Below are 15,414 nucleotides of genomic sequence, written 5' to 3'. Positions count from 1 at the left end.
TTTAATAAAAATATTTAACTGGATTCGTATTAATTTTTGATTCATAAATAGAAATAGAGGTAAAATTTTTATATAAAAAAGATTTCAGTAAATTTTTAGATAATTTTTCAGATTCATAATGTCCTACATCTACTATTAATATTTTTTTTTCAGATTTAAAAAAATCATGATATTTTAAATCAGAGGATATAAAAACGTCAGCTTTTTCTTTTATAGCAGCCTCTATTCCAAAACGTCCTGACCCTGGAATCATAGTTACTCTTCTAATTTCTTTTTTTGTAAAAGGAGAATGCCGAATGAAAGAAAAATTCATTCTTTCTTTTAATAAAAGAAGAAAATCATATTCATTCATTTTTTCCAATAAATTTCCTATAAACCCTATTCCTATACGATGATTTATATTTTCAATATTGTAAATTTCGTAAGCTACTTCTTCATAAGGATGACTCTTAAAAAGAGCTTCTTTTATGATATTTAATTTGTAAGAAGGAAAAAGAACACTAATGCAAGTTTCTTTTTCCATATTAAAAACTTCTTTTTTTCCAGAAAAAGGTTTAGTTTTTTTATTTCCCATATAACTTCCAAATCCATCAAAATTATAACTACAATGACTATAATTAGAAATATTTCCTGCACCTGCTTCAAATAAAGAATTTCTTACTTTATTAGCATAATGAATTGGAACATAAGTTATCATTTTTTTTATTGTTCCTTTTTTTGGTAAAAGAACTTTTTTTCTTTTTATATTCAAAATTTTAGATATATAAGAAGAAGTTCCTTCCCATATTAAGTCTAAATTTGTGTGAATAACATAAATAGAGATATCATGTTTCAAAGCAGAAATGATAATTCTTTCTGAAAATGTTTTTCCAGTTATATTTTTTATAGATTTATAAATAATAGGATGAAAGGATACAATAAGATTGCATTTTTTATTTATAGATTCATAAAAAACCTCTTCAGTGAGATCTAAAGTAATCAGTATATTTTTTACTTTTTGATGTAAAAATCCCACTATCAATCCAACATTATCATAGGAATCTGCATATTCTATAGGTGCTAAATTTTCTAATTTATCAGCTATATCTTTTACGAAAACTTCCATAAAAAAAACAATGTAAAAAAACAAATTTATTAAAAAAAATTTATTATTTATAATATTATTGTATAAATAAAATAAAAAAATAATTATGAATATTATTAAAAAAAAACCAAGTTGGATAAAAGTAAAATTACCAATGGGAAAAAATTATCATAATTTACAAAAATTAGTTTCTTCGCATCAATTGAATACAATTTGCCAAAGTGCCAGTTGTCCTAATATAGGAGAATGTTGGGAAAAAGGAGTAGCTACTTTTATGATATTGGGAAATATTTGTACTAGATCTTGTAGATTTTGTGGAGTAAAAACAGGACGTCCTGAAGAAATTGATAGGGAAGAACCAAAAAAAGTGGCAGAATCTATAAAAATATTGAAAATAAAACATGCTGTATTAACTTCTGTCAATAGAGATGATTTAAAGGATATGGGATCTTCTATATGGGTTCAAACTATACAAAAAATACGATGTTTAAATCCATATATTACAATTGAATCTTTAATACCTGATTTTAAAGGAAATAAAAAAATAATAGATAAAATAATCAATATACAACCAGAAGTTATTTCTCATAATTTGGAAACGGTTTCTAGATTAACAAAAAAAATTCGTATTCAAGCTAAATATGATCGTAGTCTTGCAGTTCTGCAATATATAAAAGAAAAAAATAAAAATATTCGTACAAAAACAGGAATAATGTTAGGATTAGGAGAAACAAAAGAAGAAATTATAAAAACAATGAAAGATATAAGAAAAGCTAAAGTAGATATTTTTACAATGGGTCAATATTTACAACCTTCTTTTAAACACTATCCTGTTCGTTTTTTTATTTCTCCAAAACAATTCAAAGAATTGAAAAAAATAGGATTAGAAATGGGATTTAAATATGTAGAAAGTGGTCCATTGGTACGGTCTTCTTATCATGCAGAAAAACATGTAAAATAAATTAAGAATTTTTCTTTTCTTTTCCAAAGAAATACTTACTTTTTTTTTCATTCCACATTTTTTTTTCATATAGAAAATTTTTAATGTAAAATGATATAGATTTTTCATTTCCAAGTTTTGAAAATAAAATCAATTGTTCAATAGAACGAGTGGTAGCTACGTATAATAAATTAATATTATCAAATATTATATTTGATAAATAATCTTCATAAAAACTACGTATGTGATTATCATGTATAATATTTTTAAAATATGGTGCTATTTCTAAATAAATAGCATTTAATCCGTTATATAAATTAGGATTGACATTCATCCATACTCCTTCTTTATTTTTTGAAATAATATTCCAATCAGTGAAAGGAAGAAGCACTACAGGAAATTGCAATCCTTTAGATTTATGAATCGTCATAATACGAATAGCATTTGTATGATCCGAAATAATCATACTTTCTTTTTCTTTTTTATATTCCCAGTAATCTAAAAAATCTGCAATAGAATTTCCTACATGATTGATAGACCTATGAACAAAGTCTAAAAAAGAATAGATAGATGCAGTATTTTCTCTATTTAATAATTTAAAAGAATTAATTATATCTTCTGATATATCATATATGGATTTATTATATAATTTATTTAATGTGAATGAATTTTTGTATAAAATTTTTTTTAAAAAAAAATTTAATGGTAAAAAAACAATTTCCATAATAAAATCATGATCTTTTTTTTTAGTACTAATGAATTTATTTTTCAATAATAATAAAATTAAAATAATTCTTCTTTTGTAAGAATGGGGATTAGCAATAATGTAAAAAAAATTTATGATGATTTGTATTTCTAAATGATTTTTGATGAGTAGAGAAACAGAAGTATTTACAATAATACCATCTTGAATAAGTTTTTCAGATAAAAAATGTCCTTCTTCATTATTTCTAACTAAAATAGCAATATCTGATAATACATATTTTTGTTTTAATAATTTTTTTATTTTATTTTTTATTTTGATATAAATATATTCTTTGTAGTTTTTTTTTTCTAAACTGTTAATAAAATTTATTTCTACATATCCTCCATATTTTTTAAATATTTTTTGTTTTGAATTTGTATATATATCTTTATAAATAGTAGAATTAAAAATTTTAGAGATAGATTGATAAAGTAAATTATTAAAATTTACAATTTCTTCAAAACTTCTAAAATTTGTTTCTATAGTTTTTAATTTTTTTTTATAAAAACTAGAATAAGAATAAATTAAATGAATAAGTTGTTGAGAATCACCTCCTCTCCATCTGTATATAGATTGTTTAGGATCTCCTACTATCATAGCAGAACCATTTTCTGATAAAGCATTTTCAACTAACCCTCTAATATTTTGCCATTGTAAAAATGAAATATCTTGAAATTCATCTATAAAATAATGTTTATATTGTATCCCTATTTTTTCATATATTTTAGGAAATGTTTCTTGAATAATTTTATCATAAAGAATTTGGTTTAATTCTGCATTTAAAAGAATTTTTTTTTCATTTTTAATAAAAAAAAATTCTTTTTCTATTTCATGTATGATTGATAGTATGCTAATATTTTTCAAAAAAAGTTTATCTAAAAGATAATATGATATGTTTTTTTGGTATATAAATTTCGTTTTTTGATATAAAAAAAGAATTTTTTTTTTATTTTTTTCTATTAATATTTTTTGATTTACTGAAGTTGAAAATTTAGAATAAAATATTCCTTTTTGTATATTTTTTTCAAGACGATTTTTAAAAGGATTCAAAAATATATTACCTATTTGTAGCTTTTGAAAAAAAATTGGTAAATCTGAATGAATAAATGAATGTTTTTTAATAGAAGTTTTTTTTAAAAATTTAAAAAATTTTTCTCCTTGTTTTTCACATTTTTTTTCAAATTTTTCAGTTCTTTTTATCAAAGTATTTTTTAATCGTATGAAATCTTTTAATGAAAAATTCTTAATTTTTTTGATATAAAAAAAATTTTTTTCATATACCATTAAATGAGCTATCTTAAAAAGTTCTTTTCTAATATCCCAATTTTTTCCTTTTTTTAATTTTTCCAAAGAAAATTGAACCAAAATATTTGACCATTCTTCTGATTTTTTTAATCTATCCAGTATATTTTCTACTACTTCCAATAAAAAATTATCGGTATCCATTTCTAAGGATATTTTTTTATTTGGAAAAAAAGATTTTATAATATTATAAGTTAATTTATCTATAGTACTTGTATTTCTAGAAAAAGAAGAAAAATCGTGTAAAATTGCATATAATATTTTTTTAGAACGTTCATGTAGCTGATGTTTGGTTAATTTTAAATCTTTTGCTAGATAATTAAATAAAGAATAATATTCTTTATTAATTTTTTTATTTGAAAATTCTTTAATACATTGTAGTATACGTTTTTTCATTTCTTCAGAAGCTTTTTTAGAAAAAGTTAAAGCTAAAATTTTTTTAAATTCATCAGAATAAGGACTGTTTAATAGAATATAAAGGTAGTTTTTTACCAAAAAAAAAGTCTTTCCTGAACCGGCTGAAGCGTTGTATATTTTTAATGTAGCTGGAACGAGCATAAAAAATTTTATTTATAAATCTAATTTAATACGAAAAATTTTTGCATATATTTTATGTTATGCAATTGAAAATATGCTAATTTTTATAAACTAAAGCAAATAATACAAATAAAAAATACTTTTTTTTACATTTGTTCATCCTTTAAAATAAAATTTTATGTATAAAAAATTTCCTTTTGGGGTCGCTACTGGTAATATTGTTGAAGAAATATTCGAATACGCTAAGGAAAACGCATTTGCGATACCCGCTGTAAACGTTATTGGATCTAATACAATGAATGCTATAATGGAAACAGCTGTAGAAGTTAATTCTCCTGTTATTATTCAATTATCTAATGGAGGTGCTATTTTCAATGCTGGAAAAGGATTAGTTAATTACGAACAAAAAGCAGCAATAAAAGGTTCTATAGCTTGTGCTATGCATATTCATGAATTAGCCTCATTTTATAAAGCTACGGTAATTCTTCATACTGATCATTGTTCTAAACCTTTTCTTCCATGGATAGATGGATTAATAGATGCAAATGAAGAATATTATAAGCATTTTGGAAAAACGTTGTTCAGCTCACATATGTTAGATCTTTCTCAGGAATCTCTAAAAGAAAATATTAGTATTTGTGAGAAATATTTTGAAAAAATGAATAAAAGAAAAATGACCATAGAGATAGAACTTGGAATAACTGGTGGAGAAGAAGATGGAATAGATCATTCTAATATAGAAAATAATAAACTTTACACTCAACCAGAAGATGTAGCCTATGCCTATGAAAAATTAATAAAAATCAGTAATAATTTCATTATAGCAGCTTCTTTTGGAAATGTACACGGAGTATATAAACCTGGGAATGTAGAGCTTAAACCTGAAATATTGAAAAAAACACAAAAATATATACAAAATAAATTTCATACAAAAATAAAACCAATTTCATTAGTTTTTCACGGAGGATCAGGGTCTTCTAAAAAAGAAATACAAAAGGCTATTAGTTATGGAGTTGTTAAAATGAATGTAGATACAGATTTGCAATATGCTTTTACTTGTGGTGTACGCGATTATATGAAAAAAAACAAGGAATATTTAAAAAAACAAATAGGAAATCCAAAAGGGAAACATATTCCAAATAAAAAATATTATGATCCTAGAATCTGGTTGAGAGAAGGAGAAAAATCTTTTAAAATTATTCTAAAAAAATATTTTGAATTAATGAATAATATTAATACTTTATAAAACCATGGCTTGGTTTTTGAGAAAAAAAAAGAATATTCTCACGTCTATAGACGATAGAAAAGATTTACCAAAAGGATTATGGTACAGAACACCCAGTGGAAAAATTATAGATACAGAAGAATTAAAAAAAAATGCTTATGTAAGTCCAGAAGATGGATATCATGTAAGAATTCATAGTAAAGAATATTTTGAAATTCTTTTTGATAATGGAAAATTTTTAGAAAAAAATGTGAAAATAATGAGTAAAGATCCTATAAAATGGGAAGATTATAAAAAATATACAGATAGAATTAAAGAGGCCAGAAAAAAAACAAATTTATATGATGCTATTAGAACAGGAATAGGAAAAATAAAAGGAATCAATGTTGTAATATCTTGTATGGATTTTTCCTTTATAGGAGGATCAATGGGATCCGTCGTAGGAGAAAAAATATCTAGAGCAATAAAATGTTGTATAGAGAAAAAATATCCATATATATTAATATCTAAATCTGGAGGAGCGAGAATAATGGAATCTTCTTTTTCATTAATGCAAATGTCTAAAACAATAGCTAGATTAACTCAATTACGTGATGCTAAAATTCCTTATATCTCTGTTCTTACAGATCCTACAACAGGTGGTGTAACAGCATCTTACGCTTTACTTGGAGATATAAATATAGCTGAACCAGGAGCTTTGATTGGATTTGCTGGACCTAGAGTGATAAAAGAAACAATTGGTAGAGATCTTCCAGAAGGATTTCAAACTGCAGAGTTTCTTATGGATCATGGATTTATAGATTTAATTTCTTCTAGAACAGAATTAAAAAAAAATATATACAATTTAGTTTCTATGATGAGTTAAAAATTATTCCCATTCAATAGTAGATGGAGGTTTAGAGGTTATATCGTATACTATTCTATTAATTCCATCAACTTCATTAATTATTCTATTTGAAATTTTTTCTAAAAAATCATAAGATAAATGTGAAAAAGTAGCAGTCATAAAATCTTCTGTATTAGTAACACGCAATACAGCTACATGTTCATAGGTTCGTTTATCTCCCATAATTCCCACAGATTTAACAGGTAATAAAATAATAAAAGCTTGACTTACATTATTGTATACATTATCATTTTTTAATTCTTGCAAAAGAATACTTTCTGCTTTTTTTAAAATAAAAATTTTTTTTTCATTTACTTCTCCAATAATGCGAATACTTAATCCGGGTCCAGGAAATGGATGACGATATAAAATTTCTTTTGGAAGTCCTAATTTTTTTCCTATCTCTCTAACTTCATCTTTAAATAATTCTTTTAATGGTTCAATGAGTTTCAATTTCATTAATTTTTTAGGTAATCCTCCTACATTATGATGAGATTTTATAGATTCCCTTAATCTATTTTTTTTTGAAAAAATGGAAGATTCAATAACATCTGAATAAATAGTTCCTTGTGCTAAAAATTCAACATCTTTAATTTTTTCTGATTCTTTTTGAAAGATTGAAATAAATTCTTTACCTATAATTTTTCTTTTTATTTCAGGATCAATAATGCCATCTAATTTAGATAAAAAATGATTTTTAGCATCTATAATTCGAATAGAAAAATTCATTTTTTTACATAAAAAAGATACTTTTTCTTTTTCTTTTTCTAAAAGAAATCCTGTATCTACAAAAATACAATTCAAAGAATTTCCAATAGCTTTATGAATAATATAAGCGGTAACAAAAGAATCTACTCCTCCAGAAAAACCTAGGATAACTTTTTTTTTTGATACACGTTTTTTTATATTATCTATTGCATTTTGTACAAAATTATCAAGTTTCCAATTGGTATTACATTTACAAATATGAAAAACGAAATTTTTAAAAATAGATATTCCAAATTCTGTATTTTTTACTTCTGGATGAAATTGTACAGCATAAATATCTTTATTTTTATGTTTAAAAGCGGCAATAGGACAAGATGAAGTATGTCCTATAATCTGAAATTCTTTTGAAATATTTTTTATTTCATCAAAATGACTCATCCAAACAATGGATTTTTTTGGAATTCCATAAAACAATAAATTTTTATTGATATTATTTAAATGATTTATAATCAAGAAGGACTTTCCGTATTCTTTATATTTTGATTTTTCTATCTTTCCTCCAAAAAGAAAAGAAATTAGCTGCATTCCATAACAAATTCCAAGTATGGGAATATTTAATTGAAAAATATTTTTAGATATTAATGGAGAATTATTATCATAAACAGAAGAAGGTCCTCCTGATAAAATAATTCCTTTGGGCTTTTTTGATAAAATATGAGATATAGAAATATCATAACAACATAATAAAGCATATACTCCAAAATCTCGAATTCTTCTTGCTATTATATGACTATATTGAGAACCAAAATCTAATATAAGTATTAAGTCTTTTTTCATTTCATATTATTATATAAACCAATATCTTTTCTAAAATACAAATTTTCAAAATGAATTTTTTGAACCTGATCATAAGCTTTTTTTCTAGCCTCTTTAATAGTTTTTCCTACTCCTACTATATTTAGAACACGTCCACTTGATGTAATCCAATTTTTTTTTTCTTTTTTTGCTCCAGCAATATAAAAAGGTTCTTGTAAAGAATTTAATCCCATTATAATTTTTCCACTTTCATATTTTTCTGGATATCCTTTAGAAGATAAAACGACACAACAAGAACATAATTTTTTCCAAAAAATATATTTTTTTTTATTATAAAAAGAAGATTGAATGATGTCTAAAAAATTACATTTCATTAATGGAAGTAAAGCTTGAGCTTCTGGATCTCCAATACGAGTATTGTATTCTAATAAGTAAACTTTATTAGAAGTAATCATTAATCCAAAATATAGAAATCCAAAAAAAGTTAATTTTTCTGAAATCAATCCTTCTAAAGTAGGCTCCAATATGTTTTTTTTAAAATCCATCCAAATAGAATTGGTCATATATGGATTGGGAGCAACACACCCCATTCCTCCTGTATTCATCCCTTTTTCATTTTCTTCTATTTTTTTATAATCTTGAGCAGATAAAAAAGGAATAAGGTGTTTTCCATTGAAAATAGATATAATAGATGCCTCTTTTCCTTCTATAAATTCTTCTATAATAATTTTATCACCAGATTTACCAAACTTTTTTTCTATCATAATAGTTTTTAAAGCTTTTTTAGCTTCATTTTTATTATGAGCTAAAATAACTCCTTTTCCTCCAGCAATTCCATTAGTTTTAATAGCTACAGAAAAAAATTTTTTTTTAAAAAAATTGATAGCTTTTTTATAACAAGAAAAAATTTCAAATTTAGGAGTGGAAATTCCATATTTTTTCATAAAAGATTTAGAAAAAATGCGATCTCCTTCAAGTTTAGCCGCTAAATAATGTGGTCCAATTATTTTTAATCCAAAATTTTTAAAAATATCAACTATTCCTTCTAATAGAAAAATTTCGGATCCTACAATAGTTAGATCTATTGCATTTTTTTTAGCAAAAAAAACCAATTCTAATGTAGAGTAATGATTTCCAATATTTTTTCCAATTATACCTGTTCCTCCATTTCCAGGGTAAAAATAAAGATTCATAGAAGAACAATCTTCTAATAATTTTTTTCCAATAGCATGTTCACGTCCACCTCCTCCAAGAATTAAAATTTTCATTATTTTTAATGTTTAAAATGTCTTTTTCCAGTAAAAGCCATAGCTATTCCATGATAATCACAAGCTTTTATAGATTCTTCATCTCGTATAGATCCTCCTGGTTGAAGAATAGCACGTATTACTCCAGAACGAGCTACTTCATCTACAACATCACGAAAAGGAAAAAAAGCATCAGAAACAAGAACTAATCCCTCTTTTTTTTTCCCCAAAGCTCTTTCTATTGCTTGATTAGCTGCCCAAATACGATTGGTTTGACCTCCTGAAATACCTAAAGTTTGCGTATCTTTAGCCACAACAATCGCATTAGATTTTACATATTTTACTACTTTTTGTGCAAAAAATAAAGATTTTAATTCTTTATCCGAAAATTTTTTTTTAGTAACTATTTTATAATTTCCTTCATGAGGAAAAAAATAATCTGCTTCTTGTACTAACATTCCTCCATCTATTTGAACATATTCTAGTGGGTTAGAAATTGGATCATTAATACTAATAATTCTAATATTTTTTTTAATTTTTAAAATTTCTAATACGTCTATTTGGTAACTTGGAGAGATAATAACTTCTAAAAAAATTTTATTGATATATTTCGCTAATTCTTTTGTTATTGGAACATTAACAGCCATAATTCCTCCAAATAATGAAATAGGATCTGAATAATAAGTTTTTTGAAATGCTTCAATAATATTTTTACCTAATGCTACTCCACAAGGAGTAGAATGTTTTACTGTACAACAAGCAGGTTCTGTAAATTGCGAAACTACCTTCCAAGCTATATCCATATCGCGTAAATTATTAAATGATAAATCTTTTCCATGTAATTGATGAAAATTACGCATAGATCCCTTATTAATCGTATTAATATAATAAGCTGCTTTTTGATGAGGATTTTCTCCATAACGAAGATTCATTTTCTTTTCGTAAGAAGAATGTAAATAAATAGGAAATTTTTCATCCATTAAAAGATATTGAGAAATAATAGAATCGTAAACAGAAGTGAAATTAAAAACCTTTCCTGCTAATTTTTTTCTTAAACTTAATGAAGGTAATCCATAATGAACAATTTCATTTTGAATTAATTCATAATCATTATCATCTATAATAGCGGTGACATGCATAAAATTTTTAGCAGCTGCACGAAGCATAGATGGTCCTCCTATATCAATAAATTCAATCAAAGAATTTATATTAGATTTTTCTTGCATTTTTTTTAAAAATGGATAAAAATTAACTAACACTATATCAATACAATGAATATTATGATGCCGAATAGATTGGATATCTTTTTCAATAGAACGATTTGCTAAAATTCCTCCATAAATATTAGGATGAATGGTTTTTACTTTTCCATCTAAAATTTCAGGAAAAAAAGTTAACTCAGATACTTCTATTACATTAGATAAACCGTTTTTTATTAAATATTTATAAGTACCCCCGGTAGAAACTATTTGATATCCTTTTTTATATAAAAAATAAACAAAATTGAATAATTTTTTATTTTTTTCATAAACACTAATCAAAGCTCTTTTCATAAGATATACTACTAATTAATTATTATTGTGGATTGATTCAATCTATTAAAAATTTTTTTTAATAGACTGAATCAATATTTCTCTTTCTATAATAGATACTTTTTTTGATAAAGATTTTGGAGTTTCCTTTGAATGAATTTTACATGTTTTTTTTAAAATTATATCTCCAGCATCCACATTTTTTGTAACATAGTGAACAGTAGCTCCTGATATTTTTTCCTTATTTTTTAGAACAGCTTGATGCACTTTTATTCCATACATTCCTTTTCCTCCATATTTAGGTAAGAGAGAAGGATGAATATTTATTATTTTTCCAAACCATTTTTTACAAAATTTTGCATCAAGTATAGAAAGAAATCCAGAAAGAACTATCATGTTAGGAACATTTTTTACGAAAATTTGGTCTATTTCTTTAGAAAGTAATTTATTATTTTTCTTTTTTAAATAAATGGCTGTTATATTTTTTTTTAATGCATATTGAATTGCATTACACCATCTATCAGAAATAACTAAATTTACTATAAAATTAGAAAGAATTCCGTTTTTTATCGCTTGTAAAATATGCTGCATATTAGTTCCTTTTCCAGAAACTAAAATAGCTATTTTTTTCATGAGATATATAGGTACATTTTTTCATTTCAAAAATACTCTTTTTATTTAAAAAAAACTCTTTTATTTCCTTTTACAATATTACCAAAAATAAAAGGGGTTTCTCCTAAAAAACGAAGTTTATCTAAAATAGTATATTGTTCTTGAAAAGAAACTATAATAATCATTCCTACTCCCATATTAAAAGTCTTCCACATCTCTTTATCTAATAAATTTCCTTTTTTTTGAATATAATTGAAAATAGGTAGAATAGGAATTCTTTTTTTTTCTACTATAGCTGATAAATTTTCTGGAAGAATTCTAGATAAATTATCTGATATTCCTCCTCCAGTAATATGAGCTAATCCATGTATCATAAATTTTTTTAATAAAAAATGAATAGTAAAATGATAAATCCTAGTAGGAATTAAGAGAGTTTCATAAAAAGGTTTTTTTTGGAAACTTTTCATAAAATCTTCTTTTGAAAAAATATTTTGTATTAAAGAAAAACCGTTGCTATGTACCCCTGATGAAGGAAGTCCTATTAAAATATCCCCATCCTGAATAAATTTTTTTCCATCTATCAAATTTTTTTTTTCTACAATACCTACACAAAATCCAGCAATATCATAATCATTTTCTTGATAAATTCCAGACATTTCAGCTGTTTCTCCTCCAATGAGACATGTATGAGTTTTTTTGCAAGAAATAGCTATTCCTTGTATTATTTTTTCTACAATAGTAGAATCTATCTTTCCACAAGCTAAATAATCTAAAAAAAATAAAGGAATAGCTCCATGACATAATACGTCATTTGCGCACATTGCAAAACAATCAACTCCAATTATATCATATTTTTTGTAATTGATAGCTAAACGTAATTTGGTTCCTACACCATCTACTCCAGATACTAAAATAGGTTCTTTATATCCACATTTATAGATATTATAAAATCCAGAAAAATTATCTAAATCACTAAGAACTTTATTGTTATAAGTTTTTTCTAAAATTTTACTAATTTTGCATATAGTGAAATTGCTTTTTTTCATGGTTCTAAATTTTAATAAAATACTATCATTTTTTTTGAACGGGATAGTTTTCCGTAAAACAACCAAAACAATAATTACTACTACCAAGAATATCTATTAGATTAGCCATACTTAAAAATTCTAAACTATCTACATTTAGAATTTTTGCTATACTTTTTTTATCAATATGATTGTTTGAAATAAGATCTTTTTTACTTGGAGTATCTACTCCTAAATAACATGGAGCTATAATGGGTGGAGAGGCACTTCTAAAATGAATTTCTTTTGCTCCTGCTTTTCTTAAAATATAAACTAATCTACGACTAGTAGTTCCACGAACTATAGAATCATCAATAATAACAATACGTTTTCCTTTTATTTCATATAATATAGGATTTAGTTTTAAATTCACCATTTTTTCACGCATTTCCTGTTTTGGTAGAATAAAGGATCTACCAATATATTTATTTTTTACTAAAATTGGTTTAAAAGGAATACCAGAAGCTTTAGAATATCCAATAGCAGCTGGAACTCCAGAATCAGGAACTCCAATAACTACATCTGCTTCTACTGGATGTTGTTCATAAAGTTTTTCTCCACTTTTTTCACGAATTTCATAAACATTTATATTTTCAATTAAGGAATCCGGACGAGAAAAATAAATATACTCAAAAGAACATATTCTTTTTTTCGTATATTTTTTTTTTGTAATCAAAGAAAATCGAATGGATTTTTTATTCACTATAACAACTTCTCCTGGAAATAAATCTCTTACATAGTATCCTCCTACAGAATCTATTCCACAAGTTTCAGAACTAAATATATAAGTTTTTTCATTTAGCATACCATAACATAAAGGACGTATTCCGTTTGGATCTCGAAATGCAGCCATTTTATTATCCATGAGTACTATAACAGAATAAGCTCCTTTAATATATAAAGTTGTTTTTTTAATAGCTTGTTTCAAGCTATTATTATATTTCAATAAATATTTTTGTATTAAACGTAGTATTACTTCAGAATCCGAATATTCGGATATAAAATGTATTCCCTCAGATTCCAATTTTTTACGAATATCTGTAGCATTTACTAAATTTCCATTATGTACTATAGATATAGTGCTTTTCCCATAGGAATTTTCTCCAAAAAATGGTTGAATATTTTTTTTGCTTTGTCCTCCTTCTGTAGAATAACGTGTATGCCCAATAACGGCATTTCCATGATAACATTCAGAATTAGAAATTTTTCTAAAAAAATCTAAAACAAGCCCTTCGCTTTTATGAGATATAATAAAACCATCTCGCAAAACAGAAAAACCACAAGCTTCTTGTCCTCTGTGTTGCAATGCAAATAAACCAAATTGAATTAAAGAAAAGGTGTCTACTTTATGAGGAGAATAAATCCCAAAAATACCACATTCATCATGAAATTTATCAAAATAGTTTTTTTTCATAAAAAAAGTGGATAATTTAGATATTTTTTTTTTGGAAAAAGAATATCCTTGTTCCATTATTTATTGGATTAACTTTAACTTACATTTAACCTTTTTAATATTTCCATATAAATATCAAGTATCTCTTCCTTTTTCTTTAATCCAATTCGAAATGGATCTTTATCCAATTTTTTCATTGTTTTTTTATCCCAAAAACGACAAGTATCAGGACTTATTTCATCAGAAAGTAAAATTTCATTTTTATGATTTTTACCAAATTCTATTTTAAAATCTACCAATATAATATTTTTATCTAAAAAATATTTTTTAAGAATATTATTCATATTTGATAATATGGAATAAATTGTATTTAATTCTTCATAAGAAATTATTTCCAAAAATACTGCATGATGATCATTAATTAATGGATCTTTCAATTTATCATTTTTATAAAAAACTTCAAAAATAGGATTTAATATTTGAATTCCTTCCTTGATACCTAATCGTTTAGACATACTACCAGCAACAATATTGCGAACAACAAATTCTAATGGGATCATATCTACTTTATGGCATAATTGTTCTCTGTTGTTTATTTTTCGTATAAAATGAGTTTTTATTCCACAATAATTGATAAATTTAAATATCAATGTAGTTATTTCATTATTTAAAATTCCTTTATCCTGAATAAATTTTTTTTTCAATCCATTGAAAGCAGTTATACTATCTTTATACTGAATCAACACTTCAAATGTATTCTTTGTGGTATATATTTTTTTTGTTTTTCCTTCTAATAAAAGTTTATTTTTAATTATACGACTTCTCATAAGTATTGCTCTATTTCAGTTTCCAATTTTTCTTTTATTTCCATTCTAAATTTTATCAATGATTTTCTTATATCTATATATTTTATAGACAAAATATGAATAGCTAATAAAGCCGCATTATAGGAATTATTTATTCCTACTGTAGCAATAGGGACATCTTTTGGCATTTGTACCATAGAAAAAAGTGCATCTATTCCTCCTAATAATCCATAATGATTATTGCTATGATAAATTGGGACTCCAATCACGGGCAATATAGTTTTTGAAGATATTACTCCAGGTAAATGAGCGGATAACCCAGCTCCTGCAATAATAATATCCACTCCTTCCGATTCTATTTTTTTTATAGTTTTTGATAAAACATCTGGGATTCTATGTGCGGAAATAACATAAGATTTATAATTTATATTAAATTTTTTTAGTATTTCTGCTGCTATTTTCATAGTTGATTTATCGGAAACACTTCCAAGAAATATAGCTACTTTCATATATGTAT

Annotated in this window: 13 protein-coding genes; 3 read left to right on the top strand and 10 right to left on the bottom strand. The window is 24.6% G+C overall.

Annotation, left to right across the window (positions count from 1 at the left end):
* Position 1 precedes the first annotated feature (1 nt).
* Positions 2 to 1,105 carry a Nif3-like dinuclear metal center hexameric protein gene (locus H0H59_RS00830; RefSeq protein WP_185862276.1) on the bottom strand — a complete coding sequence of 368 codons (1,104 nt, stop codon included), beginning with the start codon at positions 1,103 to 1,105 and terminating at the stop codon, positions 2 to 4.
* Between the two features lie 85 nt (positions 1,106 to 1,190).
* On the opposite strand from H0H59_RS00830, the gene lipA reads away from it, so the two are divergent.
* Positions 1,191 to 2,045: a lipoyl synthase gene (lipA, locus tag H0H59_RS00825; protein ID WP_185862275.1), complete on the top strand. Its 855-nt coding sequence runs from the start codon at positions 1,191 to 1,193 to the stop codon at positions 2,043 to 2,045.
* A 1-nt stretch (position 2,046) separates the two neighbouring features.
* Here the strand turns inward: lipA and H0H59_RS00820 are convergent, their stop codons facing one another.
* Entirely contained in the window at positions 2,047 to 4,629 is a 2,583-nt protein-coding gene (locus H0H59_RS00820; protein ID WP_185862274.1) for a UvrD-helicase domain-containing protein, read from the bottom strand.
* Positions 4,630 to 4,786: 157 nt separating this feature from the next.
* Between H0H59_RS00820 and fbaA the strand changes: the two genes are divergently transcribed.
* Positions 4,787 to 5,854, top strand: coding sequence for a class II fructose-bisphosphate aldolase (gene fbaA, locus H0H59_RS00815; RefSeq protein WP_185862273.1), 1,068 nt, complete (start codon positions 4,787 to 4,789; stop codon positions 5,852 to 5,854).
* 4 nt (positions 5,855 to 5,858) lie between these two features.
* Positions 5,859 to 6,698: an acetyl-CoA carboxylase, carboxyltransferase subunit beta gene (gene accD, locus H0H59_RS00810; protein WP_185862272.1), complete on the top strand. Its 840-nt coding sequence runs from the start codon at positions 5,859 to 5,861 to the stop codon at positions 6,696 to 6,698.
* A 3-nt stretch (positions 6,699 to 6,701) separates the two neighbouring features.
* On the opposite strand, the gene guaA is transcribed toward accD, so the two are convergent.
* Genes guaA through purE form a run of 8 tightly spaced genes read right to left on the bottom strand, consistent with a single transcriptional unit; the run spans position 6,702 to position 15,406 of the window.
* Positions 6,702 to 8,264: a glutamine-hydrolyzing GMP synthase gene (gene guaA / locus H0H59_RS00805; protein WP_185862271.1), complete on the bottom strand. Its 1,563-nt coding sequence runs from the start codon at positions 8,262 to 8,264 to the stop codon at positions 6,702 to 6,704.
* Positions 8,261 to 9,511, bottom strand: coding sequence for a phosphoribosylamine--glycine ligase (gene purD / locus H0H59_RS00800; RefSeq protein WP_185862270.1), 1,251 nt, complete (start codon positions 9,509 to 9,511; stop codon positions 8,261 to 8,263). The genes guaA and purD overlap by 4 nt, the downstream gene beginning before the upstream one ends.
* Before the next feature lie 5 nt (positions 9,512 to 9,516).
* Positions 9,517 to 11,043, bottom strand: coding sequence for a bifunctional phosphoribosylaminoimidazolecarboxamide formyltransferase/IMP cyclohydrolase (purH, locus tag H0H59_RS00795; protein WP_185862269.1), 1,527 nt, complete (start codon positions 11,041 to 11,043; stop codon positions 9,517 to 9,519).
* A gap of 45 nt (positions 11,044 to 11,088) precedes the next feature.
* Positions 11,089 to 11,655 (bottom strand): formyltransferase family protein, encoded by a 567-nt coding sequence (locus H0H59_RS00790; protein WP_185862268.1) that lies wholly within the window; start codon positions 11,653 to 11,655, stop codon positions 11,089 to 11,091.
* A gap of 41 nt (positions 11,656 to 11,696) precedes the next feature.
* A complete protein-coding gene (purM, locus tag H0H59_RS00785) occupies positions 11,697 to 12,680 on the bottom strand; it encodes a phosphoribosylformylglycinamidine cyclo-ligase (protein ID WP_185862267.1) in 984 nt (327 codons plus the stop codon).
* A gap of 25 nt (positions 12,681 to 12,705) precedes the next feature.
* Positions 12,706 to 14,169: an amidophosphoribosyltransferase gene (gene purF / locus H0H59_RS00780; protein WP_394798650.1), complete on the bottom strand. Its 1,464-nt coding sequence runs from the start codon at positions 14,167 to 14,169 to the stop codon at positions 12,706 to 12,708.
* A gap of 17 nt (positions 14,170 to 14,186) precedes the next feature.
* On the bottom strand, positions 14,187 to 14,918 hold the full coding sequence (gene purC, locus H0H59_RS00775; RefSeq protein ID WP_185862266.1) for a phosphoribosylaminoimidazolesuccinocarboxamide synthase: 732 nt from the start codon (positions 14,916 to 14,918) through the stop codon (positions 14,187 to 14,189).
* Entirely contained in the window at positions 14,915 to 15,406 is a 492-nt protein-coding gene (gene purE / locus H0H59_RS00770) for a 5-(carboxyamino)imidazole ribonucleotide mutase (protein ID WP_185862265.1), read from the bottom strand. Before purE ends, purC begins: the two co-directional genes overlap by 4 nt.
* Between the last annotated feature and the right edge of the window lie 8 nt (positions 15,407 to 15,414).

This window comes from Blattabacterium cuenoti, from assembly GCF_014251715.1.
Lineage (GTDB): Bacteria > Bacteroidota > Bacteroidia > Flavobacteriales > Blattabacteriaceae > Blattabacterium > Blattabacterium cuenoti_M.
This window is presented reverse-complemented; position numbering and strand designations above follow the sequence as displayed.